Here is a 26,101-nt window from a genome sequence, read left to right as displayed (position 1 = left end):
CCAAACGGTCAGGCTGCGGCCTGGTTCCCGGCGTGCGGCGCGGCGTGCTCCGACGCGGGGATGGGGAAGACGAGGCGCACGGTCATGCCTCCCGAGGCGTTGCGGAGGACCTCGTTGCGGCCGCGAAGCTGCCGGGCGAAGGCCGTCATCAGGGTGCGGCCGACCCCGCTGGCGTTCAGCGCCTCGTCGGTGGGCTGACCGTCGTCGGAAATCTCCAGGATTCCCTCGCCGTCCTGCACCTGGAAATTCACGCTCAGCAGCCCGCCGCGCTCGGCGAAGGCGTGCTTCTGGGCGTTGGTGATCGCCTCGACGGCGAAGAGGGCGAGCGGCGCGAGGCGATCCGGATCGATGACCAGGGCGTCGGCGTGCAGCTCCGTCCGCACCGCCGGCCCATGCGCCGCGTCGCCGGCCACCAGCTGCGCCGTCAGCTCCTCGAGGAAGGGCCGCAGGTCCACGCGTTTCAGGTCCGGCCCCTGGTAGAGGGCGCGATAGACCAGGGCGAGGGCGGAGATGCGCTGCCGCGTGTCGGACATGGCCGCCCGGGCGCCGGGGTCGGTGAGCGCCCGCTGCTGCATCGACAGCAGGCTGGAGATGACCTGCAGGTTGTTCTTCACCCGGTGGTGGATCTCGCGCATCAGCCCGTCCTTCTGCGCCAGGGAGTCGCGCAGGGAGGCGTCGCGGCCGACGATGGCGTCGGCCATGTCCTCGAGCGTCTCGGCCAGGTCGCGGATCTCGGCGGGCATGTCGTCGGCGCGCACCGGCCTGACGCTGAGCCGGCCGCGGGCGTAGAGGGCGGCGATGCGCTGCAGATAGACGATCCACCGCACGACCACCCGTTCGGCCGCCACGAAGACGGTGAGCAGGGCCAGGGCGAAGGTGAGCAGCGGGAAGACGAGCGCGGTCAGCGGGTTGAGCCGCGCCCAGGAGAACAGGCCGGGAGAGCGCGCCGACAGCATCACGAAGAGGCTTTCGCCCACCAGCGGCGCGGCGATGTGCACCCGTCGCTCGCCCCCGGCCCGCGCGTACCAGACGAAGGAGCCCTGCGCCCGCGTCCGCTCCAGCCAGTCGCGCGGGGGCGGCGCGAAAGCCTGGGCGTTCGTCATGCTCAGATAGCGCCCTTCGCCGTCGAGCAGGGCCACCTCCGATCCCCGCGGCAGGGCCACCGCCCGGTCGGGCCGCAGGCTGGAGAGCGGAATGATCGCCGCCAGGGCGCCGTCGAAGTCGCCGCGGGCGGTTTCCGCCCGGACCACGGCCATCAGGGCCGGCTCCGCCGAATAGGCGGCGCCGGGATCGCGGGTGATGACGAGGTCCTCGCCGGCCCGCAGCTGCTGGAACCAGGGCCGCTCCCGCCGTCCCGGATCGGCCGGCACGTCGCCGGCCGCACAGGCCACGCGTCCCGAGCGGTCGAACCGGATCAGGTTGTCATAGCCGGGTATGCGCTCGGTCACCTGGGCCAGGCGCTGGGCGCACTGGAAGCCCACCGAGCCCGGGGCCAAGGTCTCCAGCAGGATGTCGGCCGACTCCATCCGGGCCCGGGCGTCGGCGGCGCTTCGCTCGGCCGCCGAACCCAGGTTTTCGCGCAGAAGGGCGGCTTCCCGATTGAAGGCCACCGCCGTCTGCACCGCGCCCAGGACGAGCACGGGCAGGAGCGCGGCCGCCAGGGCCGCGATCAGCCGCACCCGGATGGTGCTCAGAGAGGCCCAGGCTCCCCCGGTCATCGCCCAGGCCCTCAGGCTTCAGCGAACGGTGGAGCTGAGACGCTCGGCGTCTGCAAGGATGGAGCGCATGGCGTCGCCCGCCGCGCCGCCGTCCCGTTCGTACGCGCCTTCGTCGAGGATGGCCTGCAGGGCGCGCCGCGCCCGGCTGACGCGGCTCTTCACCGTGCCGACGGCCACGCCGCAGATCTCGGCGGCTTCCTCGTAGGCGAAGCCGCCGGCGCCGACCAGGATCAGCGCCTCGCGCTGCTCGGGCGGCAGCATGATCAGGCTGAGCCGCAGTTCGTCCAGGGCGACGGGCGCCTCCGGATCGTCCACGGCCACCAGGGTCCGCTCGGCCGCTTCCTGGTCGAGCTGGCTCTGGCGCCACGAGCGACGCTTCTCGGAATAGAACTGATTGCGCAGGATCATGAAGGTCCAGGCCTTCATGTTGGTCCCCATCTGGAAGCTGGCGCGCGCATCCCAGGCCTTCATCATGGCGTCCTGGGCCAGGTCGTCGGCGGCGGTGGCGTCGCCGCACAGGGTCCGCGCAAAGGCGCGAAGGTGCGGGATCAGACCGACCAGCTCCTTCTTGAACGCTTCGTCCGTGGCGGCGTCTCGGGCGTCAGCATCGACCATTACTTGCCCTCCGCCGACTTGTCGGCGCGGCGCAGGATGTCGAGAAACTCATCCGGGACCGGCTCGTTGACCACCTCGTCGAACATCTGACGGAGGCGCACCCCGATGGCCTGCTGGCGCAACCGCGCCTCGTCGAGCGCCGCCGAACGGTTTTCGGGACCCGGCGGTTTCTGTGGCTGCTGCTGCTGTTCGATCATACCTTCGGCGCTCCGCTCACGCGGAGATCGCCCCCTCGCATTGTCATTCTGATCGCTCAAACGCCCCGCCCCCTGCCGGGTTCCATTATGCAACCTGTTGTCAGGATGACGAAAACACCGCCCGGTGGGAACCGGTTCCCACAAATGGCGTTTTCGGTCTTAGTTGATCTCGCGCGCTCGCTTGGACGCCGGCGCGCGTCGATCGTTGTCCTGAACGGGAGGGGTTCGTGAGTCTTCTAGCCCGATTGGCGCCGCATCTGCCTTATGTCCGGCGCTATGCGCGCGCGCTCACTGGAGATCAGACGACGGGGGACCACTATGTCCGCGTCGCGCTTGAGGCGCTTGCCGCGGGCGAACGGGTCCTGGAGGCCAATCTGACGCCCCGTGTGGCGCTCTATCATGTCTTTCACGCCATCTGGCTCTCGAGCGGCGCGCAACTGGAAGCGCCCGCCGGCGAGGACGCCGGCGGCGAAGACGCCAATTCCCGCCTCATGCGGATCGCCCCGCGCTCGCGCCAGGCCTTCCTGCTGACGGCCCTGGAGGGCTTCACCCCCAGCGAGACGGCCCAGATCCTCGGCGCCAGCTTCGAGGAGGTCGAGGCCCTGATCGCCGAGGCCCAGGCCGAGATCGACGCCGAACTGGCCACCGATGTGCTGATCATCGAGGACGAGCCGGTGATCGCCGCCGACATCGAGGCGCTGGTGAAGGAGCTCGGCCATACGGTGGTCGACATCGCCGCCACCCGCACCGAGGCGGTGGAGGCGGTCAGCCGCAACCGGCCGGGCCTGGTGCTGGCCGACATCCAGCTGGCGGACGGCTCCTCGGGCATCGACGCGGTCAAGGACATCCTCAGCGACCACGACGTGCCGGTGATCTTCATCACCGCCTTCCCCGAGCGCCTCCTGACCGGGGAGCGGCCCGAGCCGACCTTCCTGATCACCAAGCCCTTCCAGCCGGAAACGGTGAAGGCGGCCATCGGCCAGGCGCTGTTCTTCCATCCGCGACGGGCGGCCAAGGCCGCGGCCTGAGCCGCCGGAACGGGCGACCTCGCCAGACGTTTGAAGGGGCGGCCGGGCCAAGCTCGGCCGCCCTTTTCATGCGCGGCGGAGCAACTCCGCCCAGATCGAAGGAGCGTCGGCATGCTCGGTTGGGCGATCGTCTTTGCGGTTCTCGCCTTGGTCGCGGGCTATCTCGGCTTCATGGGCCTGGCGGGTCTCGCCGCCACCATCGCCAAGATCCTCTTCGTGGTCTTCCTGGTCCTGCTCGTCGCCAGCTTCGTCGTCCGCGCGTTGCGCGGCCAGTCGGTGGTCTGACCTCGGACATCCCGTCCCGGCGGTCCGGACAATAGAAAAGGCCGCCGGTCTCCGGCGGCCTCTTTCGTGTCGGCGTGCAGGCTTCGATCAGGGGGCGTCGGGCCGCGTCGGATTGGCCGGGGTGGGGACCTGCTCCTGGCGCTTGTCGGCCATGGTGGGCTCGATCGGCGAGGGTTCGGGCTCGTCGAACACCGCCGCGTCCGACGGCTGCTGGGCGGCGTGGGGCGCGGTCTCGGCGAGATCGTCGGAGCGCAGAAGCCAGCTGCCGAGCAGGCCGAGGAAGGCCAGGGTGACGGACACCACCAGGATCGCCAGGACGGGCTTGCCCAGGGCGCCCTGGCGGGCGGGCGTGGCCGGGACCTTGGGATGCGGATCGTTGGAGTCGGCCATGACGGCGCTCTCCTTTCTTCTAGAAGGTGAAATAGCTCAGAAGGCTCGGCGCGGGCGGCGCCTCCGGCGGGGGCCGTTCCGCAGGCGCCATCGCGCCCAGCAGGGCCGCCGCCGAGGCCATGGCGGCGATGGAGGTGACGGCCGTCAGGCGACGCCGCGCCAGCCTCTGGCGCCGGGTGGGGCCTTCCACATAGGCCAGGCCGCCATGGGCCGTCATATAGCCTCGGATCATGCTTCGCCCCTGTCCCGGCTGGAGGTCGCGGGAATGGCCCCGCTCGGGAACTGAACGTCGGGGCGGGGCGGGCGTTCCCCCAAGGGCCGGAAGCGCGGCCACAAAAAAATTCGCCAACGAATTCAATCAAGGACCACGTCTGGGGCGAGAAATCCCAAAAAATCTCGCGCCGGCGGGAACGCAGGGGGGCGGCCGGTGTTTATGTCCTTGCGGAGGCGGCGACGCCCCCCCCGACTTGAGACCGGCCCCCTTATGCCGGTCTGCCGTCTCCGCACCCCCTTTTCTCGATGATGCAAACTCGGCGGGCCCCAAAAGGCCCGCCGTCTTTCTTTCCGCCTGGCCTTCCGCCCGGGCCCTCAGTCGGGGTCGGCGAGGCGCAGGACGATCTCCGCCCGACGCCGCATGGGCTGCAGCTCGCCCTGCGGGGTCACCGCCCCGGCCTCGCCGGCGGCCAGCAGCCGCACGTCGCTCACCGCCAGCCGTTCGGCCGCCAGGGCCGCGGTGACCGCCTCGGCCCGCGCCTTGGAGAGCGCCAGATTGGCCTGGGGCGCGCCGGCCGCATCGGCCAGACCCAGCACTTCGACATGCTGCAGGCGGCATCCCTCCGCCTGGCGCGCGGCCTCGGCGATCAGGGCCTGGGCCTCCGGCCCGATCGCCGCCGAATCCGGCTCGAAATAGATCTCCGCCCGCACCGGTTCGCAGCCGGGCTCGTCGACCAGACGTCCGCGCATCTCGGCCCAGCTCTGGCAGCCCGCCAGGCCGAGGGCCAGCACCAGGGGCGTCAGCCGCCCCGCCGTCGCAAAACTCGCCATTCGGTCTCTCCTCCGGTCCCTCGTTCCGCCTTCCGGCCATGAAAAGGGCGGCCAGCGCCGTGCTGACCGCCCTTGCACATCCGATTGTCGGCCGCCTCAGTAGCGGGGCTGACCATTCTCCCAGTAGTAGCGCTGGGACTGCGGGTCGTAGAAGTAGTAGCGGCCCGCGCGTTCGTCATAATACTGGCGGCGGTTCGGCTCCTGAGTGCCGCAGCCGCCTTCCTGGCGGCAGCCGCGGTAGGCGCCCGCCGCGCCGCCGGCGATCGCGCCGATGGCCGCGCCGGTGCCCGCGTCGCCGTCGCCGACATTGTTGCCGATCACGGCGCCGGCCAGGGCGCCCAGCGCCGCGCCGCCGGCGGCGTTACGCTCGACCGTGCCGGTGGAGGTGCAGGCGGCAGCCAGCAGGCCGGCCCCGGCGATAGCGATCCAAGACTTGTTCATTTCGCGCTCTCCTTGAGCTTGTGCCCCCGGCCAAACGCCCCGCCTTTCCGTCGGGTTCCCGCCATTGCGCAGCTTTCGCCGCGGCGGAACCCCCATGCGGACATGTCGTTAGCTTAGCCGCATGAGGAGAATGGAGCCCGAAGATGATGTGGCGTCGATTCCGTAGAAACCCCGAGGCCCGCCCGGCCGACGTCGATCCGGCGCGCGACCGCGCGCTGGAGGCCGCCTATGAGCGCGGCCGCGCCGACGGCCGGCGCGAGGAGCGGGTCCGGCGCAGCCACCCGGTGCGCAATCTGATGGTCGGGGTCGTGGCCGTGGCCGGCGGCGCGGTGCTGGCCGTGGCCGCGTGGTATGGTTCGTTCGGCCGCGGCGGCGAGGTGGTCGATCAGCAGCTGGCCGTGGCCGCCGACCAGGCCGAACCGGTCGTCCGCGAGGCGATCGGCGAGGCGGGCGTCGCCGTGCGCGAGGCGGGTCGCGACCTGCAGACGGCGCCCGGCGACCGCGGCGACGATCAGAACCTCTAGTCAGGAGCCGCGTGTGGGGGGGGTCCGCAAGGTCGAAGTGGTGATCAACCTGGCGTCCGGCAGCGTTTCGCCCGACGCCGCCGCCGAAGCTGAAGCCATCGTCAGCCGTTTCGGCGTGGAGGCCCGCGTCTGCGCCTCCGAGACGGGAGATCTGGACCGGTGCCTGCGGGCGGCCATCGATGCGGGCCCCGATCTGCTGGCGGTCGTCGCCGGCGACGGCACGGCGCGTCGGGCGGCGGAGCTCTGCGGCGCCGACGGCCCTCTCCTGGCGCCGCTGGCCGGAGGGACGATGAACATGCTGCCCCACGCCATCTATGGCCGTCGCCCCTGGCAGGCGGCGTTCGAGGACCTGCTCGAGAGGGGCGAAACCCATCCCCTGGCCGGGGGAATGGTCGAGGGGCGTCTCTTCCTGGTCGCCGCCATCTTCGGCGCGCCGGCCCTTTGGGCGCCGGCGCGGGAGGCCGTGCGGGAGGGCAAGGCCGGCCTCGCCCTGCAACGCGCCCGCACCGCCTGGCGTCGGGCCTTCTCGGCCCGGCTGCGCTACATCATCGACGACGGCCCCCGCGAGAAGGGGGAGGCGGTCGTCTTCATGTGCCCGACGGCTTCCCGCCGGCTCAGCGACGACGACCAGGCGCTGGAGGCCGCCGGCCTCGACCTGCACGGCGCGTTGGAAGCGGTGCGTCTGGGTCTGACGGCCGCCGTGGGCGACTGGCGCGACGATCCCTCCGTCGATCTGGCGCGCTGCCGGCAGGCGCGCATCTGGGCGGCGAGCGGGATACCGGCCCTGCTCGACGGCGAATCCGTGCAGCTCGGTTCGCTGGCCGAGGTCAGTTTCCTGCCCCAGGTGGCGCGGATCTACGCGCCGCCCGACGAGCCTGCGGGCGCCGAACGCGACGTGGCCGCCTCCGTTCTGAGGCCCGAAGACGAATGATCCGACTGGTGCAGTTTTCCGATGTCCATTTCGGGGACGAGAACGCGGCCGCCGTGGAGGCGGCGACCCGCATGGTGTGCGACGATCCCCCGGACATGACGATCGTCACCGGCGACGTCACCCGCTTCGCCGAGGTGCACGAACTCGAGGCGGCGCGGGACTGGCTGGCCCGCCTGCCGACGCCCTTGATGGTGACGCCGGGCAATCACGACGCGCCCTATCTCGCCTGGTTCGACCGGCTGTTCCGGCCCTTCGCCCGCTACGAACGGATCATCGGCCCGGCCTGGTCCCAGACCCATCTGGACGAGCGGGTGGCGGTCCACGGCCTCAACACCGCCCGCGGGGCGCAGCCGCGCATGAACTGGTCGAAGGGCCAGATCTCCCGCGACCAGGCGCGGCAGGCGGTCTCCTGGTTCGCCGGCGCGCCGTCGGACCGCTTCCGGGTCGTCGCGCTGCATCACCCGCTGACGGAGATGATCGGGGGGCCGATGACGGGGAAGGTGTGGGGCGGAACCGACGCGGCGCGCGACTTCAGCGAAGCGGGCGTCGACATCGTCATCTCGGGGCATGTGCACGCCCCCTTCGCCCTGCCCTATCCCTTCGCCGACGAGCGGACCTACGCCATCGGCTGCGGCACCCTGTCGGTGAGGGAGCGGGGCGTGCCGGCCGGGTTCAACATCATCGAGGTCGACGACCGGGAAATCCGCGTGCGAGCCCAGGCCTGGTCCGGCTCGCACTTCGAGGCGTACCGGACCTGGTCCCTGGACCGCCGCCGCTAGGCGCGTTCCGACAGGCTGAAGACCGACCGCCGGTCGAAACGCGCCGAGGGACAGCGGAACGCCGCTCTAGACGCTGCGGCCACGCACCATGTGCATGATGGCCGAGACCACGAACAGCACCAGGAAGACAAAGAACAGGATCTTGGCGACGCCGACCGCGGCGCCGGCGATCGAAGTGAAGCCAAGAAGACCGGCGATCAGAGCGACCACCAGGAAGACAAGGGCCCAACTGAGCATCTGAACTCTCCTTTGCAGGCGAAGACTTCGCCAGAGGAAAAAAGAAATCCCGCGAGCCAGGGGCTCACGGGACTTCAACGTCTTCAGAACTCGGCTGTTCCCGGCTCGGCCTTAGAAAGCTTAGCCGGCGACGGGCGCGGGATGCTTCCAGGCCTGGCCCTTGCCGCGGGCGGCGTCGTACTGCGCGCCGGCGAACTTCCAGTGCGGCAGGTTGTCGAACCAGGCCTCGACGAACGCCTTCCGGTCGTTCTGGTGGTCGAGATAGTAGGCGTGCTCCCAGACGTCGCAGGTCAGCAGCGGCGTCAGGTTGGTCGGCAGCAGGTCGTCGGCGTCGTGGGTGGAGGTGACCACCAGCTTGTCGCCGTCGGCGGCGAGCCAGCCCCAGCCCGAGGCGAAGTGGTTCACCGACTCGTTGACGAAGGCTTCCTTCAGGCCGGCCATGCCGCCGAAGTCGCGCTCGATGGCGGCCGCCAGGTCGCCGGTCGGCTCCTGCTTCTCGCCGATCATGCAGGTCCAGAAGAAGGTGTGGTTGTAGGTCTGGGCGGCGTTGTTGAAGAGCTTCTTCTGGCTCGGGTCGCCGGCGATTTCCTTGACCAGCTCTTCCAGGCTCGACGGGTTGCGGCCCTGCGTCTTGAGGAGGTCGTTCAGCACGTCCACGTACTTGGCGTGGTGCTTGTCGTGGTGGAAGTGCAGGGTCTGGGCCGAGATGGTCGGCGACAGCGCCTCATAGGCGTAGGGCAGGTCGGGAAGTTTGAACATGGCGTTTCCTATACGCTGAAGTGGGTCAAACGGAAGGGCGCGCCCGGACCGGACGCGCCACGAAAAGCCTTGTCAATATCGGCCGCCGGCGACCTAGCGGTGACCGGCGCTCCGGCCCGCCAGGAAGGCGCTGATGGCCGTGGCGATCACCTTCGGATTCTTCACCACGACCGTGCCGGCCGCAACGAGGGCCAGGATCGAGGCGGCCCCCGCAGCCACCGGATAGCGGCGGGCGAGGTCGAAGGCGCGCGCCGAGAGGCTTTCCTCTTCGGCCGGCGGCGCATGCGTCGCGGGCTTGTTCCGGGAGGCGAGAACCACGATGGCCAGGAGCAGCCCGGCGACCAGCGCCACGAGCGCCGCAGCCCAGGCGGGGCCCAGCGGGCCGGCGAGACCGGCGAACAGAGCGAACCCCGCTGCGCAGACGCACAGCAGGGTCAGAGCCCAGATCGCGGCCAGGCCGATGACGGCCAGGAGCGCCTTTTCGATCAACGGCGGCCGCCAGCCAGCAGGAGGCCGATCACCACGCCGATGCCGACGGCCACGCCGGTGGCGGCCAGCGGACGCTCACGGACGTTGTCGACGACATAGCGCTGCGCCTCCTCGAACTGTTCGCTGGCGGTGTCGGCATAGGCGCGCGACTGGGCGCGCAGCTGCTCGACCCCTTCCTGGATCGCGCGTTCGAAGTGCTTGGCCGCGTCGCGGAAAGTGCGTTGCGCATCCTCCGCCAGAAGGTGGGCGGAGTTGTTGGCGGAGGCGGCGGCAGCCTTGGCTTCGCTCGCGGCTTGGTCAGCAGCGTTCGACATGTCGGGTCTCCAGAGGTTCGATGTCCCGGCGCGCGCTCCGCGCCGAGCTGTGCCTCAACGTGACATAGGCGACCCCGGTTCCGGGTTCCAGTGGAAGGTGCGTCATTTCTTCGCAGGTTCCTGTCGCGTCGCGGCGGCGACGCAACTATGGTCATCCCATGCCCGCAGAAACAAGGCGTGCGCGCCTGGACATGGAGCATCTGGAGCTGGCGCTGGGGGCCGCGGGCCTCGGCGAGTTCCAATACGATGTGCCCGGCGACTTCTATATCGTCAGTGAGCGCATGGCCGCGATCGCGGGCGGTCCGGCCGGCTTCATCCCCGCCGAAGGGGGACGGGCCCTGTGGCCGAGAATCCACCCGGAGGACTTCCCCGCGGCGCTCGAGCGGATCCAGGCGGGCCTCGCCGCCGAGGACCGCTACGAGATCGAATGCCGCGCCGCGCCGCGGCCGGAGCGGCCGGTCACCTGGCTGCGGGTCGTGGGCCAGCGCATCCGCGACGAGGCCGGCGAGATCAAGGGCGTCATCGGCATCGTCGAGGACATCACCGCGCGCCGGCTGGAGGAGGAGCAGCGCCAGGCCCTGATGGCCGAGATCGACCATCGGGTGAAGAACGTCCTGGCCACGGTGCGCGCGCTGGCCGTGCAGACCTCCCGCCGGACCTCGTCCGTCGAGGCCTTCCTGCAGACCTTCTTCGGCCGCCTGAAGTCCATGGGCTCGGCCAACGAACTGCTCACCGCGGCGCGCTGGCGGGGCGCGGCCATCGACCATCTCGCCGCCGCCGAGCTGGGCGGCGTGGCGCCGGGCCAGACCCGCTGGGACGGGCCCGAGCTCTTCCTCACACCGCGCGCCGCCAACGCGGTCTCGCTGGCCCTGCACGAACTGGCGACGAACGCTCTGAAATACGGCGCCCTGTCGGTGGAGACCGGGCGGGCGGACGTGACCTGGCGCGAGGCGCCCGGCGGCGGCTTCGTCCTGGACTGGGTGGAGTCCGGCGGTCCGGTCGTGGCGCCCCCGGAACACACGGGCTTCGGCTCCACCCTTCTCCGCCAGGTCACGGGCCGGGAGCTGAACGGGCACACAGGGCTCGAATTCCGGCCGAACGGCGTGCGCGCCCGACTGGAAGCCGGCCCGTCCGCCCTGGTCGCCCGTCCCGAAACCGTGCCCGAGGCGCCTCAACCCCGGACGGCGGAGACCGCTCTGGCGGCCGGCGGACCTGTGGACCTGACCGGCAAGCGCATTCTGATCGTCGAGGATGCGGTCCTCCTGGCCATGGAGCTGGAGACGGGCCTTTCGGAGGCGGGCGCCCAGGTGCTGGGGCCGGCCTACGAACTGGAGGAGGCCCTGGCCCTGCTGGACCAGCCGGTGGACGCCGCGGTGCTGGACGCCAATCTGAACGGTCTGTCGGTGGGGCCGGTGGCCGAGATCCTCGCCGGACGCGGCGTCCCCTTCGTCTTCGCCACCGGCTACGGCGAGGCGGGCGGGGCGCCCAACGGCTTCGACGCCCCGATCATCCGCAAGCCCTACGACGTGACCCAGGTCACCGCCGCGGTCTCCGACCTGCTGCGCCCGGCGGGCTGAGCGACGCCGCTCAGACCACGCCGTCGGACCGCAGCGCGGCGATCTCGGCGGGCTGGAGCCCGGCGATCTCGCGCAGCACTTCCTCGGTGTGGGCTCCCAGTTCCGGCCCCGGCCAGCGCACCCGGCCCGGGGTCTCGGACAGCTTGGGGAAGGCGTTCTGCATCCGCACGGCCCCGAAGACCGGATGGTCGACGCTGACGATGGCCTCGCGCGCGACGTACTGGGGATCCTCCAGCATGTCGGGCGCCCGGAAGATCCGTCCGGACGGCACGCCGTGGCGTTCCAGCAGGTCGAGCAGGTCCTCCAGGCCGAAACCCGCCGTCCAGGCGCCGATCAGGGCGTCCAGCTCGGCCTGGTTGCGCCCCCGGCTGGCATGATCGACGAAGCGCGGATCGGCGGCCAGCTCCGGCCGGCCCATGGCCTCGCAGAGGCGGGCGAAGACGGTGTCCCCGTTGCCGCCGATCAGGATCATCGCCTCGCCCGCGCAGGGATAGACGTTGGAAGGGGCGATGCCGGGCAGGATGGAGCCGGAGCGCTCGCGGACATAGCCGGTCAGGTCGTACTCGGTGATCAGGTTCTCCATCACCGCCAGCACGCTCTCATAGAGGGCCGCGTCCACCACCTGGCCGCGGCCGGTGCGCTCGCGCGCGTGCAGGGCCATCATGACGCCCATGGCCGCGTGCATGGCCGCCAGGCTGTCGCCGATGGAGATGCCGGCGCGGGCTGGCGGACGGTCCGGCTCGCCGGTGACGTGTCGCAGCCCGCCCATCGCCTCGCCGATCAGGCCATAGCCGGCGCGCTTCGCCATCGGCCCCGTCTGGCCGAAGCCGGACACCCGGGCCATGACGAGCCGCGGGTTCTCGGCGGCCAGGCTCTCATAGGAGAGGCCCCATTTCTCCATCGACCCGGGGCGGAAATTCTCGATCACCACGTCGGCCTTGGCGATCAGCCGGCGCGCCAGGGCCTGGCCTTCCGGCTTGCGCAGGTCCAGGCCGACGGACTTCTTGTTGCGGCCGATCACCGGCCACCAGGGGGACAGCCCCTTGGGCAGGCTGCGGCCCCACTGGCGCATGGGATCGCCCGTCTTCGGGTCCTCCAGCTTGATCACCTCGGCGCCGAAGTCGCCCAGGATCTGGCCGCAGAACGGGCCGGCGATCAGGGTTCCCATCTCGATGACGCGCAGACCCGCCAGGGGTCCTTCGGCGGTGGTTTCGGCCATGGCGGTCGTCTCCCGGTTGCTCGGAACAGATCACGGCGGCGTGAGTTGTTACAGCCGACGCATCGACCTGATGCGCGCTACGACTGTCAATGCTCGAGGAGTCCACATGCCCCGTCACCTGCTCATCGCCGGCGCCGCTGTCGCCGCGCTGTCGCTTGCTGCATGCGGCCAGGCGGCCGACGATAACGCCACTGCGCCGGCCGAAAGCGTGACGCCCGACGCCAATCCCGCCGCGACCCTGCCGACGCCCGCCGACGAAGCCTCCGCGCCCGACTTCGTGCGCCTGGCGGCCGAAAGCGACATGTTCGAGATCCAGTCCTCGCAGATGGCGGTGGAACGGGCGCAGAACGCCGAGGTGAAGGAATTCGCCCAGATGATGATCGAGGCCCACAACCAGTCGACCGCCGACCTGAAGGCGGCCGTCCAGGCCTCCGGTCAGGCGATCACGCCGCCGACCCAGCCCAGCGAAGAGGTCGCCGACGAACTGAACGACCTGCGCGAAGTCGCCGCCGGCGAGTTCGACCAGGCCTATATCGACGAGCAGGTCGAGGCTCACCAGGAGGCGCTGAACCTGATGCAGCGTTACGCCGGCGACGGCGACGTGCCGGAGCTGCAGGCCTTCGCCGCCGCCACCGCGCCGTTGATCCAGCAGCACCTCGATCGGGCCAAGGCCCTGCAGGAGCAGCTGGGGAACGACGGCTCGGCCATGTAAGGCCAGCGCCCAGCTACGACCGGAATGGGCTCCCGCCTCACGTGGCGGGAGCCTTTTCTTTGCGCGCGCCGAGGGGTAGGGGCATGGCCATGAGCGCTTACGCCTTCGAGCCGCCCCCGACGCCGGCTCTGCCGATCGTCGAGGAGTCCGTCCTCTTTCCCGTCCGTCGGGTGCTTTGCGTGGGGCGGAACTACGCCGCCCACCGCCGCGAGATGGGCGGGGACGACCGCGACCCGCCCTTCTTCTTCTCCAAGCCCGCCGACGGCCTCGCGCCGCCGGGCCGCGACGTGGCCTATCCGTCCCAGACGCAGGACCTTCACCACGAGGTGGAACTGGTCGTCGCCCTGTCGGGCGGCGGCGCCGACATCCCGGTGGAGCGCGCCCTGGACGCCGTCTTCGGCTACGCCGTGGGCGTCGACCTGACCCGTCGCGACCTGCAGGCCCGCGCCAAGGACAAGGGGCAGCCCTGGGAGGCGTCGAAAGCCTTCGACGATTCCGCCCCCATCTCGGCCGTCCGCCGCTGGCGGGGCGCGCCGCCGCAGGGAGGCATCCAGCTTTCAGTCGACGGCCAGACGCGCCAGGACGCCGTCCTCTCCGACATGATCTGGAACGTGCCCGAGATCATCGCCCAAGCCTCACGTCTGTGGCGCCTGGCGCCCGGCGACCTGATCTTCACCGGCACGCCTGAAGGCGTCAGCGCCATCGGCCGCGGCCAGTCCGTCCACGCCGAGATCGAAGGGGTGGGCGCCCTGGACTTCAAGGTAGTCTGACCATGGCGCTCACCTTCCACGGCTACTGGCGCGCCACCGCGCCCTATCGCGTCCGCATCGGCCTGGCGCTCAAGGGCCTGCCCTACGACTATGCGCCGGTGAACCTCGCCGCCGGCGAGCAGCGGGAGGCGGACTATATGCGCCTCAATCCGCAGGGCCTGACGCCGAGCCTCGACGCCGGCGACGGACCGATGACCCAGAGCCTCTCCATCCTCGAATGGCTGGAGGAAACCCATCCCGAGCCGCCGCTCCTGCCGAGCGACGCCCGCAGCCGCCAGGTCGTGCGCGCCATGGCGGCCATCATCGCCTGCGACATCCATCCGCTGAACAATCTGCGCGTGCTGAAGCAGCTGGCGGCCCTGGGCGTCTCCGAGGCCGACCGGCAGACCTGGATCGGACGCTGGATGGCCGAGGGCTTCGCCGCCCTGGAACCGATGATCGCCCGGCACGGCGACGGCTTCGCCTTCGGCGCGGCCCCGACGCTCGCCGACTGCTGCCTCGTGCCCCAGGTCTATTCGGCCCATCGCTACGAGGTGGACCTCTCCCCCTATCCCGCCCTGCGGGCGGCGGCCGAGCACGCCCAGAACCATCCGGCCTTCCTGGCCGCCCACCCCGACCGCCAGCCCGACGCGGTCAAGGCCTGAGGGAGAGCGCCGCCATGTCCGAATCCCACGCCCTCGACCACCTGAAGGATAAGAACCGCGCCTGGGCCGAAGGAAAGCTCGCCGTCGATCCGGGCTTCTTCAAGCGCCTCGTCGCCCAGCAGAGCCCCGAATATCTGTGGATCGGCTGCGCCGACAGCCGCGTGCCGGCCAACGAGATCGTGGGCCTCGATCCGGGCGAGCTGTTCGTCCACCGCAACGTGGCCAATCTCGCCCCGCCCCAGGACGCCAACTACCTGTCGGTGCTGCAGTTCGCCGTCGACGTGCTGAAGGTGAAGCACATCATGGTGGTCGGCCACTATGGCTGCGGCGGCGTCGCCGCGGCGGTGGACGGGGAGCGCCGCGGCCTGGTCGATCACTGGCTGCATCCGATCCGCGAGGTCTACGCCGCGCACAAGGCCGAGCTGGAGGCCATCGAGGACCCGCACGCGCGCAACGACCGGCTCTGCGAGCTGAACGTCATCCGGCAGGTCCGCAACGTCGCCTCCGACGTCTTCGTGGGCGAGGCCTGGAAGCGGGGCCAGCCGCTCAGCGTCCACGGCTGGGTCTACTCCCTCGCCAACGGCCTGGTGAACGACATGAACGTGACGGTCAGCGGCCCGGCGGAACTGGCGCTGCTCGCTAACCGGTGATGCGGACCTTCGACCGGGCCGCCCGCCCGCGTTCGTCCACCACCGACAGATCGTAGAAGCCGGGACCGGAGGGGCGCCAGATCACCTGGCCGCTGACGGGATCGGCCTGCAGCGGCCGGCCGGCCACGTACCAGGACAGCGTCTCGCCGCCGCTGGCGGCCAGGACGAGCCCGCGCGAAGCCGGTCCGAACGCGTCCACCTGCACCACCGAGCCGTCGGGCGGGAAGATCATCCGCGGGCCTTCGGCCGTGCGCGTCAGGGAGTCCAGCGCGCGGGGCGCCGACCTGGGGGCCAGCGGCGGCGGGGCGGCCGGCGGCGCATCGATCAGGTCGGCGGCCTGGAACAGCAGGGGCAGGGCGGCGTCGCGTCCGGTCAGGCCGCCGCGAGCGCCGCCGTCGGCCCGGCCGGTCCAGACGACGATGACGTTCCCGCCGACGACGCCGGCGGCCACGGCGTCGCGGAAGCCGTAGGAGGTGCCGGTCTTGTAGGCCATCAGCGGCCGGCCGCGCACCAGGGCCGCCGGCGTGGCGCCGGCCGGCGGCGGGGTCTCGCGCAGGATGGCCATCACCTCCTCGGCGGCCTTGGCCGGGACGAGGCGCACCCCGCGTTCGCGGCGACGCGCCTCGGCGTCGGCCTCGGTCCAGGCCAGCGGCTTGGCCAGACCCTCGTCGGCGAGCGCGCCATAGAGGACGGCGAGGTCGCGCAGGGAGAGGCCGACTCCGCCGAGGGCGATGGCGAGGCCCGCCTGCCGCGTCTCCATGCGCGGCCGCCACAGGGTCACGCCGGCGTTGGCCAGCCGGGCCTCGAAGGCCTCAGGCCCCAGGCGCGCCAGAGTGTCCACCGCCGGCACGTTCAGCGAATGGGTCAGGGCCTCCCGGGCGGTCACCTCGTCGTGGAAGACGCGGTCGAAGTTCTCCGGCTGGTAGTCGGCGAACCGGGCGGGGGCGTCGGCCAGGCGGGTGTCGGGGGCGGCGATCCCGCGCTCGAAGGCCATGGCGTAGATGAAGGGCTTCAGCGCCGAACCCGGCGAGCGCAGGGCCCGCGTCATGTCGATCCACCCGCCGGGGCGGTCGAGTCCCCCCGAGCCCACCGAGGCCCGCACGGCCCGCCCGTCCAGGGCCACGACCAGGACCGCCGCCGAGGCCGCCGGTCCCTGGGCGGCGGCCGCCCGCTGGACCAGCGGCTCGAGCCTGGCCTGCAGGCTCGCATCCAGGGTGGAGACGACCGAGGCCTCATCGGCCCGCGCCTGGCGCGCCAGTTCGCCGGCCGCGTGCCAGGCGAGCGCGGGAAAGGGGCTGCGCCCCGGAATAGGTTCGGACGCGGCCTCCTCGGCTTCCAGGGGCGAGAGCGCGCCGGCGCGCACCATCTTGGCCAGCACCTCCTGCCGGGCGGTCTTCGCCTGGGCCGGCCTGCGGTCGGGGCGGCGGGCCTCCGGCGACTGGGGCAGGGCGATCAGAAGCGCCTGCTCGCCCGGCGTCAACGCGCTCGGCTCGTGGCCGAAATAGGAAAGGCTGGCGGCGCGCACCCCCTCGAGATTGCCGCCGTAGGGGGCGAGCGTCAGATAGAGGGCGAGGATCTCGCGCTTCGACAGGCGGGCTTCGATCTGCACGGCGCGGACCATCTCGACCAGCTTGTTCGGCACGGTCCGCGGGCGCGGCGTCAGCAGGCGCGAGGTCTGCATGGTGAGCGTCGAGGCGCCGGAGGTCACCTGGCCTGTGACGGCCGCCGAGGCCGTGGCGCGGGCCACGGCCAGGGGATCGACGCCCGGATGGATCCAGAAGCGGGCGTCCTCCACCGCGATCAGGCGCTTCACGAAGGCCGGATCGGTGCGCTCCAGGTCGGCGCGGATGCGCCAGCGGCCGTCCTCCACCGGCAGGGCGCGCAGCCAGGCGCCGCGGCGGTCCAGCGCCACGGGCGAGGCCCGCTCGCCCCGCGACAGGTCCGGCGGGAAGAGGGCGTCGAGGGCGAAGACCGCCGTCTGGACGCCCATCGCCGCGACCAGGCCAAGCGTCAGGCGGCGCACGAGGCGCGGCGAAGTCCGCGCCGCCGCGACCCTCGCCTTCAGCTCGGCCGTCCTCACCCTATTGTCCCGGCGCGATGACCGTGCGGCCGACGCCGGTGCGGGCGTTGACCTGCGGGCGGTACATGTCGCGGGCCTGGGCGCCGGGGAACAGGAAGTCGCCCGGCGTGACCGCGCGGGCCACATAGGCGAAGGCGAAGTCCTCCCGGCCCGGCAGGTCCATGGCCGCCACATAGCGGTCGTCCCGCGCCTCCTGCACGTCGGCCACCGACAGCTCGCCCAGGAAGCGGAAGGGGCCGCTCTGGGCGTCGTCGGGGCCGAGCACCGTCTCGATCTCGAAGCCCGCCGGCAGCGGGTCGTCGACGACCAGCGCGGTGGTCCGCGCCTGCTGCGCGCGGCCGGAGACGATGACGATCACCCGGTCGCCCTGGGTCAGGGCGCGCGGATCGACGGCTCCGCCGGTGAAGCTCAGGATCCGCTTTTCCAGGGTCAGGCCGTTCGAGGCGGGGCCCGGCGCGGCGACCGGCGCGCCGCTGACGGTCACCGTGCGCCAGATGGCGCCGGAGCCGGTGTTGACGAACCGCGCCTGCGCCAGTCTGCCCACCGCCCAGCGCGGGCCGCCGGCGACCGAGGCCAGGGGAATGGCGCCGCTCGCCTCGATGCGGATGGGGCCGGCCGCTTCCAGCATGTGGTGGGCGGCCTGCAGCAGGCGCGCCTGCTCCTGGGTGTTGAGCGCCTCGGGATCCTCCACGGCGTTCTCCAGCCGACCCTGAAGGTCGCGGGCGATCTGCGTCTCCCCGGCCTCGTAGGCGAGCGCGATGACGGCGGCCAGATCGCGCAGCGGGCTCTGGTACCAGTCGCTCTCCTCGCGATAGCCGAGGGACCGCACCGCCTGGCGGAAGGCCGAGCGGGCGCGCGCCTTGTCGCCCATCATGGAGAGGCCGGCGGCCACGTGCGCCTTGGCGAGCGGCGAGGTCTCCGACTTCATCTGCACGTCGTGCCACCAGCGCAGGCGGGCGAGGTCGCCCTTGCCGCCCTTGGCCAGGACATAGAGGGCGTAGGCCGAGGCGCGGCGGCGCATGGCCTCGGTCGCCCGCTCCGAGGCCTCCGGCGAGCTCGCCCACCACGACGGATACTGCATCCGGTAGGAGACGCTGGCCCAGCCGTCCGGCCGCGAGACCTGACGCATGGCCGAGAGCGCCCGGTCGAGGGCCGTCTGCGGCACCGGCACGCCGGCCGCCTGCGCCTCGAGCAGGAAGTCGGTGGCGTAGGCCCCGAGCCAGGGATCGGCCTCGCCGTCGCCCACCCGCCAGAGGCCGAAGGCGCCGTCGAGCGTCTGGCGGTCCAGCAGGCGGCTGACGGCCTGCGAGAGGCCCGCGCTGGCGCGCCGGGTCTTGGGATCGTCGGTGACGTCCGGCGCGTAGAGCAGCGGATAGGCCGCCGAAACGAGCTGCTCGGTGCAGCCATAGGGATAGCGCAGCAGGGACACCGCGATCGGTCCGGGATCGAACCCGCGGAAGGGCGAATAGCTCACCTGCAGGGTGGCGTCGCCGGCCGCCAGCCCGGCCAGCAGGTCGGGCGTGGGCGTGAACGCCGCGCCAGGCTGCTGCAGGGTCCTGGTGGTGCGCGTGACCTTGTCCCAGCCCAGCCGCGTCTGAATCGGATAGTCGCGGCTGGTCGCGAAGCCCGGGCCGCTGACCTTCAGCGTCACCTCGCCGAGGCCCGCCGTCCGCGGCGCCTCGATGGGGACGCGCTCGGCGATGCGCCGTCCGACCGCAAGCTCGAAGGCCTTGCGGAAGGGGGCGAGCAGCCCGCCTTCCCCGGTCAGTTCGGCCACGTACTGGCCGGCCCGGCCTTCCAGGTTGTGCAGCTCCAGGGTCGCAAGCGCGCTGTCGCCCGGCGCCAGGAAACGGGGCAGGGCCAGCTCGGCCACCACGGGTTCGCGCACGACCAGCGGCTTGGAGGCCGCCCCGACCGCGTCGTCGGTCCAGGCCACGGCCATCAGGCGCAGTTCGCCGTTGAAGTCGGGCGCCGGCAAACGGATGGTCGCCTTGCCGTCGCGGCCGGTCTCGATCACGCCCGACCACAGGGCGACGGTCTTGATCGGGGTGACGGTCAGACCCTCGCCGCCGATCTCGTCGGCGCCGAAGTTGACGTTGGCCGGCGCGCCCAGGTTCGGGTCGAGCAGGCGGCCATAGTCGTCGCGATACTCGACCGTGAGCGCCCGCTTGCCGAAATAGTACTTCACGGGATCGGGGCTCTCGAAGCGGGTCAGGCGCAGGATGCCCTCGTCCACCGCCGCCAGGGTGACGCGCACCCGCTGGCCGAGACCCGCGCCCTGCACGGTCAGGGGCACGGCGAGGACCTCGCGCGAATCGACCTTTTCCGGCGTGCCCAGGTCCACCTCCAGCTTGCGGCCCTCGGGCTCCAGCGGGACATAGACGAGGCCCATGGCCCGCCGCGGCCTGGGCGTCTTCACCGGGTCGCGCGGCTGGATGACGGTGACGAGCACATAGGCCCCGCCGCCCCAGGAGGCGTCGCTCTTGAAGCGCACCGTGGCGCCGTTGTCGCCCACCGTCAGGGTGCGGAAGTCCAGCACCCGGTCGGTGGCCACGGCCACCTGCACCTCGCCGGCATAGGGGGGCTTGAGGGTGATCTCGACCGTGTCGCCCTGCGCATAGGTGCGGTCGCCGGCGCTGACGCGGACGATGTCGGGGGCCTCGGCGTCCTCGGACGAGGCGCCCCAGCCGGCGTTGAAGCGGATGACGCTTTCCACCCCGTCGGCGCCGGTCAGTTCGATGCGGTAGTCGCCCCAGCCCAGACGCCGCGACAGGCGCGCAGGATCGCCGGCGGCGATGCTGACCTGGCCCTGATCCACCAGAACGTCCCGGCTGGTGCGCCGCCATTGCCAGCGGCCGTCCTGCTGGAACCAGTCATAGTCCCAGTTCTCGGACACGAGCCGCCAGGTGACGCCCGGGGCGGCGATTCGCCGGCCGTGCGCGTCGACGGCGATGAGGTCGAGCGTGACGGTGGGCTCGCGGCCGCGGTCACCTTCCGACTGGCTGGTCTTCACGCCGAGATAGACGGGGCGCGAGCGGACCTTCAGGTCCAGGCTCTCGCGCACCGGCCGCCCGCCGGGCTCGAACACGCTGACCGCCGTGGCCGCGATCAGCGGCTGGGCGGTGTCGGCCGCCTCGCCGGGCGCGAAGGCGATGGTCGCGCGGCCTTCGCCGTCGGTGACGCTGCGGCCGAGGTCGAGGAACTGCTCCTGGAAGGGCTCGCGCGCATCGCCCCATTCATAGCCTTCATAGGCCGGGAAGGGGTCCGGATCGACGCGCAGGCGGGCCTCGCCCTCGGCGGTCAGGCCCGAGCCCGGCGCGCCGTAGAGGAAGCGGGCGGCGACGTCGAGATTGCGCGTCTCGCCGGCGCGGACCGGGACCGACTCCTGGCCGGTGAGGGTCACGGCCAGCCGCTGCGGGGCGAAGTCCTCGACCGCGAAGGCGATCTCGCCGGCCGGCGCCTCGACGCCTTCGATCTCCAGGGTGGCGCGCCAGCGGCCCCGGGGCGCGCTCCTCGGCAGGGCGATGTCGGCCGCCGCATGCCCAAGCGGCGCGCCGTCGAAGGCGAAGCGGCGGAACTCGACGCCGGAGGGCCGCCGGATGACGATCGCGCCCTTGCGGTCCTTCACCGCGCGGGCCGCGCGGTCCCGCAGCAGGGCGTTCAGACGCACCGTCTCGCCGGGCCGATAGATTCCGCGGTCGGTGTAGAGATAGGCGTCCACCAGGCCGGCGGCGGCGCGGCCGGAGGTGGTCGGCGTGCGTCCGCCCACGCCCAGGCGCGAGAGGTCGACCGGCGGCCGGTCCAGGTCGAGCAGGGCCAGATCGCCCTGAGGGCCATAGGCCATGACCATCTTCGGCCGCAGGGCGCCCTCGCCCTCGAAAAGCGGGGCCGCGAAGCGGGCGCGGCCCTGGCCGTCGGTGCGGGCTTCGCCCAGGTCCTCGCCATTGGCCGCCACCAGGGCGACGCGGATCCCGGAGAGCGTGCGGGCGCTCTTCAGCGAGCGGACCACAACGTCGGCGCCGTCCTCGCCGTCATAGGCGCTGAGCGCCATGTCGGTGAAAATGATCCAGCGGCGCGCCTGGGCCGGCGGATTGGGGTCGTAGTCGTCCTCGCTCGCTCGCAGGGCGCGGCCGCCCGAGGCGTCGCGGGCCTTGATGACGTAGCCGCCCGGCTTCATCTCGCGCAGCACGGCGCCGAGGGGGAAGACGGTCACGGTCCGCTGTCCCGCCTCGCCCCGGACCGGGACGGTGCCGGACCAGATCTTCTGGCCCTCGTCATTGGGGGAGTCCGCGCCATAGTCGCTCGGCCATTCCCCCTCCGCCGTCGGATCGGGCGCGCTGACATGGGTGCGCACGAGGTTGCGGTCGACGACGCGCCAGACCTCGACCTCCAGCTGGGTGACGTTGATCGTCTCGATGCCGACGCCGTCGGACTCCTCGCGGGGGAGGACGACGCCCTCGCCCACGAAGCCGACGAACGGCGGCTTCTCCCCGAAGGTGAAGTCGATGTCGGCGTTGGCCGCCAGGGTCTCGCCGCCGCGGGCGGGCAGGCCCTTCAGCAGGGTGAGGCGACGCTCGGCGAAGCCGGTCCCGGCGACGCACAGCTCGGCCCCGTCGACCGTGATGGCCGGGGTGGCCTCGGTCTCCGGCGAGACGAGGACGAAGTCGGCATAGGACCGGGACGGGTCCAGCGGCCGGGTCATCTCCACGCAGGCGCGCGGCTGGGGGCCGCTCGTGTCCACCCGGGTGCGCCAGACGGCGAAGCCTTCGGGCTTGGGGGCGCCGCGCCGCGGGGCGTCGGCCGAACGCGGCTTGCCGAACAGGGACCAGCCGCCGCCGTCGCCGTCGGCGCCCGCGACATTGGGCGGCAGCAGGCGGATGCCGTCGACCCCCTTGGCGGTCAGGAAGCCGCCCCCGAAGGCGGCCACCACCAGGACGGCGGCGAGGATGGCGGGGGTCTTGCCGTGGGTGACCCTGTCGCCCAGGCGGCGCCACCAGGGCGGCCGCGGCGGCGCGGGTTCGGACGGGCCGGCGGTCTCCGGCGTCGCCGGCTGGCCCTCGGTCGGCGTCTCGTCGCTCGGCGTCATCGCAAGTCCCCCCGCGCAGGCCACATCCTGCGCGCGAAGGGGAGCCCATCGGGCGGGCCTGCGTCAATCTCGCAAGCCTACCAGGGGAGGCGGCTAGCCCAGCGCGAGCGTCAGCGACTTGACCTGCAGATAGTCGTCCAGGCCGTAGACCGAGCCCTCGCGACCGTAGCCGGACTGCTTGACCCCGCCGAAGGGGTTGGCGGCGTTGGAGACGAGGCCGCTGTTCACGCCGATGATGCCGGCCTCCAGCGCGCGGCCGGCGCGCATGGCGCGGTCGAGGTCGCGGGTGAAGAGGAAGGCGGCCAGGCCGAACTCCGAGGCGTTGGCGCGCGTCAGGGCCTCCTCCTCCGACAGGAAGGCGAACACCGGGGCCACTGGGCCGAAGGTCTCCTCGGCCGCGAACAGCCGGTCGTCGCCGCCGGCCAGCACGGTGGGCTGGAAGAAGCGGCCGCCCAGCTCGTGCCGGCCGCCGCCGGTCAGCACCCGACCGCCGGCGGCCTTGGTGCGGGCGATGTGGTCCTCGACCTTGTCCAGCCCCTTGGCGTCGATCAGGGGGCCGATCACGACGCCGTCCTCGAAGGGCTTGCCGACCTTCAGCTTCGAGACCCGCGCCGTCAGCCGCTCCAGATAGTCCTCGCGCACCGCCTCGTGGACATAGATGCGGTTGGGGCAGACGCAGGTCTGTCCCGCCGCGCGGAACTTGCCGGCGACCGTGCCCTCCACGGCCTGGTCGATGTCGGCGTCCTCGAAGACGATCAGCGGCGCGGCCCCGCCGAGCTCCATGGACAGCCGCTTGAGCGTCGGGGCGCACTGTTCGGCCAGCCTGCGTCCGACCTCGGTCGAGCCGGTGAAGGAGAGCTTGCGGATCAGGGGCGAGCCGGTGAGCCGGCCGCCGACCTCGCTGTTGGCGCCGGTGACGACGGAGAAGCAGCCCTCCGGCAGGCCCGCCTCCAGCGCCAGCCGGGCCAGGGCGAGCGCGGTGAAGGGCGTCGCCGAGGCGGGCTTGAGCACCATGGTGCAGCCGGCGCAGAAGGCCGCCGCCGCCTTGCGCGTGATCATGGCGGCGGGGAAGTTCCAGGGCGTGATGGCGGCCACCGGCCCGACCGGCTCGCGGAAGGCCAGGATGAGGTCCTCGTCCTTGGCGCTCTCGATGGTCCTGCCGTCCAGCCGCTCGGCCATGCCGGCGAACCAGGTGATGAAGGAATTGGCGTAGCGCACCTCGCCCAGGGCCTCGGGCCAGGGCTTGCCGTTCTCCAGGGAGATCAGCGCGGCCAGTCCGTTCTCGTTCGCCTCGATCAGCGCCGCCCAGCGGGCGAGCACGGCGCCCCGGTCCTTGCCCTTGCGCGCCGCCCAGTCGGGAAAAGCGCGGGCGGCGGCCTCGATCGCCTGCTCGACCGCCGCGCCGCCCAGGCTCGGCACATGACCCAGGACGGTCTCTTCGGCGGGATCCTCGACCGCGATGGGCGGGGCCTCGCCGTCGCGCCAGCGGCCGGCGACGAGCGCCTTCTCGATCATCAGGGCGCGGCCCTGGGCGATGAGGTCGTTCGGGGAGGGCTGCTGGCTCATCTCGAGGCTCCTGGCGAAGGTTCGGACGCCTGCACAACGCGGAAGTCCGGCCCGCGGCGCCTGCGCCTTGACGCGTCGGGGCCGGACGGATTGCATCGGCCCCAATCGGCGCGGAGACAAGCGCGCCCGTCCAAGGAAGCATGTTCGCATGAAATCTTATCTGATGGCCGCCTCAGCGGCCGCCCTGATGGCGATGACGCCGCTCGCCGCCGCCCAGGCGCAGGCTGCGCGTCCGACGCCCGCGGAGGCCAAGGCCTTTGTCGACAAGGCCGAGGCCGAGCTCGAGGCCCTGAGCGTCTACACCGCCAAGGCCGCCTGGGTGCGCGCCACCTACATCACCGAAGACACCCAGTGGCTGGAGGCCAAGGCGGTCGGCGAGGAGAAGGCCCTGGCCACGAAGCTGGCCATGGAGGCCGCGCGTTATGACGGCGTGGCGGTCGACCCGGTCACGGCGCGCAAGCTGATGCTGCTCAAGCTCTACCTCGTGCTGCCGGCGCCGGCGCGCGAAGGGGCCGCGGCCGAACTGGCGGCGCTCGAGTCGGGGCTGGACTCGACCTATTCGACGGGCAAGTTCGACTACAAGGGCCGGCAAATCACCCTCAACGACGCCGAGGACATCCTGCGGGAGTCCCGCGATCCGGCCGAGCTGAAGGCGGTCTGGGAAGGCTGGCGCACCGTCTCGCCGCCCATGCGCGCCGACTACGCCCAGCTCGTCGCCCTGGCCAACGAAGGCTCCAAGGGGCTGGGCTATTCCGACACCGGCGCGCTCTGGCGGGCCAAGTACGACATGGCGCCGGACGCCTTCGCCGCCGAGACCGACCGCGTCTGGGCGCAGGTGGAGCCCTTCTACAAGAACCTGCACTGCTACGTCCGGGCCAAGCTGAACGACAAGTACGGCGACGGCGTGCAGCCGCGCACCGGTCCGATCCGCGCCGACCTCTTGGGCAACATGTGGGCCCAGAGCTGGGGCAACATCTACGACATCGTCGCCCCGGCCCGGGTGCGTTCCAGCTACGACCTCGACCAGCTGCTGGTGAAGGCGAACTACGACCCCACGAAGATGGTGAAGACCGGCGAGGCCTTCTACTCGTCCCTCGGCTTCGCGCCCCTGCCGCAGACCTTCTGGGAGCGTTCGCAGATCACCCGCCCGCAGGACCGCGAGGTGGTCTGCCACGCCTCAGCCTGGAACCTGGACGGCAAGGACGACATCCGCATCAAGATGTGCACCAAGGTGAACGGCGAGGACTTCTACACCGTCCACCACGAGCTCGGTCACAACTATTACCAGCGCGCCTACGGCGATCAGCCCTACCTGTTCAAGGGCGGCGCCAATGACGGCTTCCACGAGGCCATCGGCGACTTCGCCGGCCTGTCGGCGCTCACGCCGACCTATCTCCAGCAGATCGGCCTGCTCGATCAGGCGCCGGGCGCGGAGGAGGACATTCCCTTCCTGCTGAAGATGGCGCTCGACAAGATCGCCTTCCTGCCGTTCGGCCTGCTGGTCGACAAGTGGCGCTGGGAGGTCTTCTCCGGCGAAGTCACGCCGGCGGAGTACAACGACGCCTGGTGGACGCTGCGGACCAGGTATCAGGGGATCGTCCCGCCCGGTCCGCGGCCGGCCGACGCCTTCGATCCGGGCGCGAAGTACCACGTGCCGGGCAACACGCCCTACATGCGCTACTTCCTGGCCCACATTTACCAGTTCCAGTTCCACCGTGCGGCCTGCGCCCAGGCCGGCTGGGACGGACCGCTGCATCGCTGCTCGGTCTATGACGAGGCCGAGATGGGCCGGCGGTTCAACGCCATGATGGAGATGGGCCAGTCCAAGCCCTGGCCGGACGCGCTGGAAGCGTTCACCGGCGAGCGCCAGACCGACGCCAGCGCCATCGCCGACTACTTCGCGCCGCTCAACACCTGGCTGACCGCTCAGAACAAGGGCGAGCAGTGCGGCTGGTAGGCTCGGCCTGACGCTTTCGAAACGGTCGCCGCCCGGGCCGCGAGGTCCGGGCGGTCGTCTTTGGTTTACCCTGTTCTGCGGAGGCTTCG

The 26,101-nt window shown here is 71.7% G+C and carries 26 protein-coding genes; 11 read left to right on the top strand and 15 right to left on the bottom strand.

From position 1 onward, the window contains the following. Positions 1-8 precede the first annotated feature (8 nt). From H2041_RS07840 to H2041_RS07830, 3 genes are read right to left on the bottom strand one after another with little or no spacing between them, the layout of a single operon-like run. Complete coding sequence (locus tag H2041_RS07840; RefSeq protein WP_293411298.1) at positions 9-1,718, bottom strand: sensor histidine kinase; 1,710 nt, start codon at positions 1,716-1,718, stop codon at positions 9-11. An 18-nt stretch (positions 1,719-1,736) separates the two neighbouring features. After that, complete coding sequence (locus tag H2041_RS07835) at positions 1,737-2,333, bottom strand: sigma-70 family RNA polymerase sigma factor (protein ID WP_293411296.1); 597 nt, start codon at positions 2,331-2,333, stop codon at positions 1,737-1,739. Next, positions 2,333-2,530: a NepR family anti-sigma factor gene (locus tag H2041_RS07830; RefSeq protein ID WP_293411293.1), complete on the bottom strand. Its 198-nt coding sequence runs from the start codon at positions 2,528-2,530 to the stop codon at positions 2,333-2,335. The genes H2041_RS07835 and H2041_RS07830 overlap by 1 nt, the downstream gene beginning before the upstream one ends. A 227-nt stretch (positions 2,531-2,757) precedes the next feature. Here H2041_RS07830 and H2041_RS07825 point away from each other — a divergent pair, with 227 nt between their 5' ends. After that, the gene (locus H2041_RS07825) at positions 2,758-3,558 is read left to right on the top strand and encodes a response regulator (protein WP_293411290.1); all 801 of its coding nucleotides are present in this window, start codon (positions 2,758-2,760) and stop codon (positions 3,556-3,558) included. Positions 3,559-3,669: 111 nt separating this feature from the next. Then, positions 3,670-3,843: a DUF1328 domain-containing protein gene (locus H2041_RS07820; protein ID WP_293411287.1), complete on the top strand. Its 174-nt coding sequence runs from the start codon at positions 3,670-3,672 to the stop codon at positions 3,841-3,843. 87 nt (positions 3,844-3,930) lie between these two features. On the opposite strand, the gene H2041_RS07815 is transcribed toward H2041_RS07820, so the two are convergent. The 4 genes from H2041_RS07815 to H2041_RS07800 all read right to left on the bottom strand — a co-directional run bounded on the left by H2041_RS07815 (position 3,931) and on the right by H2041_RS07800 (position 5,718). Next, positions 3,931-4,233 carry a hypothetical protein gene (locus tag H2041_RS07815; protein WP_293411285.1) on the bottom strand — a complete coding sequence of 101 codons (303 nt, stop codon included), beginning with the start codon at positions 4,231-4,233 and terminating at the stop codon, positions 3,931-3,933. Between the two features lie 19 nt (positions 4,234-4,252). Continuing rightward, positions 4,253-4,465 (bottom strand): hypothetical protein, encoded by a 213-nt coding sequence (locus tag H2041_RS07810; RefSeq protein WP_293411282.1) that lies wholly within the window; start codon positions 4,463-4,465, stop codon positions 4,253-4,255. A 356-nt stretch (positions 4,466-4,821) separates the two neighbouring features. After that, positions 4,822-5,277, bottom strand: coding sequence for an OmpA family protein (locus H2041_RS07805; protein ID WP_293411280.1), 456 nt, complete (start codon positions 5,275-5,277; stop codon positions 4,822-4,824). Positions 5,278-5,373: 96 nt separating this feature from the next. Beyond that, positions 5,374-5,718 carry a YMGG-like glycine zipper-containing protein gene (locus H2041_RS07800; RefSeq protein WP_293411277.1) on the bottom strand — a complete coding sequence of 115 codons (345 nt, stop codon included), beginning with the start codon at positions 5,716-5,718 and terminating at the stop codon, positions 5,374-5,376. A gap of 143 nt (positions 5,719-5,861) precedes the next feature. Between H2041_RS07800 and H2041_RS07795 the strand changes: the two genes are divergently transcribed. From H2041_RS07795 to H2041_RS07785, 3 genes are read left to right on the top strand one after another with little or no spacing between them, the layout of a single operon-like run. Beyond that, on the top strand, positions 5,862-6,242 hold the full coding sequence (locus H2041_RS07795; protein WP_293411274.1) for a hypothetical protein: 381 nt from the start codon (positions 5,862-5,864) through the stop codon (positions 6,240-6,242). A 13-nt stretch (positions 6,243-6,255) separates the two neighbouring features. Beyond that, positions 6,256-7,173: a diacylglycerol kinase family protein gene (locus H2041_RS07790; protein ID WP_293411272.1), complete on the top strand. Its 918-nt coding sequence runs from the start codon at positions 6,256-6,258 to the stop codon at positions 7,171-7,173. An 8-nt stretch (positions 7,174-7,181) separates the two neighbouring features. Further along, positions 7,182-7,952: a metallophosphoesterase gene (locus H2041_RS07785; RefSeq protein ID WP_293411269.1), complete on the top strand. Its 771-nt coding sequence runs from the start codon at positions 7,182-7,184 to the stop codon at positions 7,950-7,952. 66 nt (positions 7,953-8,018) lie between these two features. Here the strand turns inward: H2041_RS07785 and H2041_RS07780 are convergent, their stop codons facing one another. The 4 genes from H2041_RS07780 to H2041_RS07765 form a co-directional block, all read right to left on the bottom strand. Beyond that, the gene (locus tag H2041_RS07780; protein WP_293411266.1) at positions 8,019-8,189 is read right to left on the bottom strand and encodes a DUF1328 domain-containing protein; all 171 of its coding nucleotides are present in this window, start codon (positions 8,187-8,189) and stop codon (positions 8,019-8,021) included. Between the two features lie 120 nt (positions 8,190-8,309). Then, the gene (locus H2041_RS07775; protein WP_293411263.1) at positions 8,310-8,948 is read right to left on the bottom strand and encodes a superoxide dismutase; all 639 of its coding nucleotides are present in this window, start codon (positions 8,946-8,948) and stop codon (positions 8,310-8,312) included. Positions 8,949-9,041: 93 nt separating this feature from the next. Continuing rightward, the gene (locus H2041_RS07770) at positions 9,042-9,437 is read right to left on the bottom strand and encodes a hypothetical protein (RefSeq protein WP_293411261.1); all 396 of its coding nucleotides are present in this window, start codon (positions 9,435-9,437) and stop codon (positions 9,042-9,044) included. Continuing rightward, positions 9,434-9,751: a hypothetical protein gene (locus H2041_RS07765; RefSeq protein WP_293411258.1), complete on the bottom strand. Its 318-nt coding sequence runs from the start codon at positions 9,749-9,751 to the stop codon at positions 9,434-9,436. The genes H2041_RS07770 and H2041_RS07765 overlap by 4 nt, the downstream gene beginning before the upstream one ends. A gap of 158 nt (positions 9,752-9,909) precedes the next feature. Here H2041_RS07765 and H2041_RS07760 point away from each other — a divergent pair, with 158 nt between their 5' ends. Continuing rightward, positions 9,910-11,328, top strand: coding sequence for an HWE histidine kinase domain-containing protein (locus H2041_RS07760; protein WP_293411255.1), 1,419 nt, complete (start codon positions 9,910-9,912; stop codon positions 11,326-11,328). Positions 11,329-11,338: 10 nt separating this feature from the next. Here H2041_RS07760 and H2041_RS07755 read toward each other — a convergent pair whose 3' ends face one another. Further along, positions 11,339-12,547 (bottom strand): CoA transferase, encoded by a 1,209-nt coding sequence (locus H2041_RS07755; RefSeq protein WP_293411253.1) that lies wholly within the window; start codon positions 12,545-12,547, stop codon positions 11,339-11,341. A gap of 106 nt (positions 12,548-12,653) precedes the next feature. Between H2041_RS07755 and H2041_RS07750 the strand changes: the two genes are divergently transcribed. The 4 genes from H2041_RS07750 (at position 12,654) to H2041_RS07735 (ending at position 15,323) form a co-directional block, all read left to right on the top strand. Next, entirely contained in the window at positions 12,654-13,259 is a 606-nt protein-coding gene (locus H2041_RS07750) for a DUF4142 domain-containing protein (RefSeq protein WP_293411250.1), read from the top strand. An 89-nt stretch (positions 13,260-13,348) separates the two neighbouring features. Beyond that, on the top strand, positions 13,349-14,029 hold the full coding sequence (locus H2041_RS07745) for a fumarylacetoacetate hydrolase family protein (RefSeq protein WP_293411616.1): 681 nt from the start codon (positions 13,349-13,351) through the stop codon (positions 14,027-14,029). Positions 14,030-14,031: 2 nt separating this feature from the next. Further along, positions 14,032-14,673, top strand: a complete 642-nt coding sequence (maiA, locus tag H2041_RS07740) for a maleylacetoacetate isomerase (protein ID WP_293411248.1) — start codon at positions 14,032-14,034, stop codon at positions 14,671-14,673. 14 nt (positions 14,674-14,687) lie between these two features. Next, the gene (locus tag H2041_RS07735) at positions 14,688-15,323 is read left to right on the top strand and encodes a carbonic anhydrase (RefSeq protein ID WP_293411245.1); all 636 of its coding nucleotides are present in this window, start codon (positions 14,688-14,690) and stop codon (positions 15,321-15,323) included. Here the strand turns inward: H2041_RS07735 and pbpC are convergent. The 3 genes from pbpC to H2041_RS07720 form a co-directional block, all read right to left on the bottom strand. Then, complete coding sequence (gene pbpC, locus H2041_RS07730; RefSeq protein ID WP_293411614.1) at positions 15,313-17,313, bottom strand: penicillin-binding protein 1C; 2,001 nt, start codon at positions 17,311-17,313, stop codon at positions 15,313-15,315. The two genes, H2041_RS07735 and pbpC, sit on opposite strands and share 11 nt — an antisense overlap. A gap of 91 nt (positions 17,314-17,404) precedes the next feature. Beyond that, positions 17,405-22,489 carry an alpha-2-macroglobulin gene (locus H2041_RS07725; protein ID WP_293411242.1) on the bottom strand — a complete coding sequence of 1,695 codons (5,085 nt, stop codon included), beginning with the start codon at positions 22,487-22,489 and terminating at the stop codon, positions 17,405-17,407. A gap of 93 nt (positions 22,490-22,582) precedes the next feature. After that, positions 22,583-24,055: an NAD-dependent succinate-semialdehyde dehydrogenase gene (locus H2041_RS07720; RefSeq protein WP_293411240.1), complete on the bottom strand. Its 1,473-nt coding sequence runs from the start codon at positions 24,053-24,055 to the stop codon at positions 22,583-22,585. A 148-nt stretch (positions 24,056-24,203) separates the two neighbouring features. On the opposite strand from H2041_RS07720, the gene H2041_RS07715 reads away from it, so the two are divergent. Next, the gene (locus H2041_RS07715; protein ID WP_293411237.1) at positions 24,204-26,012 is read left to right on the top strand and encodes a M2 family metallopeptidase; all 1,809 of its coding nucleotides are present in this window, start codon (positions 24,204-24,206) and stop codon (positions 26,010-26,012) included. Positions 26,013-26,101: the final 89 nt, after the last annotated feature.

Source organism: Phenylobacterium sp. (assembly GCF_013911965.1).
Taxonomy (GTDB): domain Bacteria; phylum Pseudomonadota; class Alphaproteobacteria; order Caulobacterales; family Caulobacteraceae; genus Phenylobacterium.
This window is presented reverse-complemented; position numbering and strand designations above follow the sequence as displayed.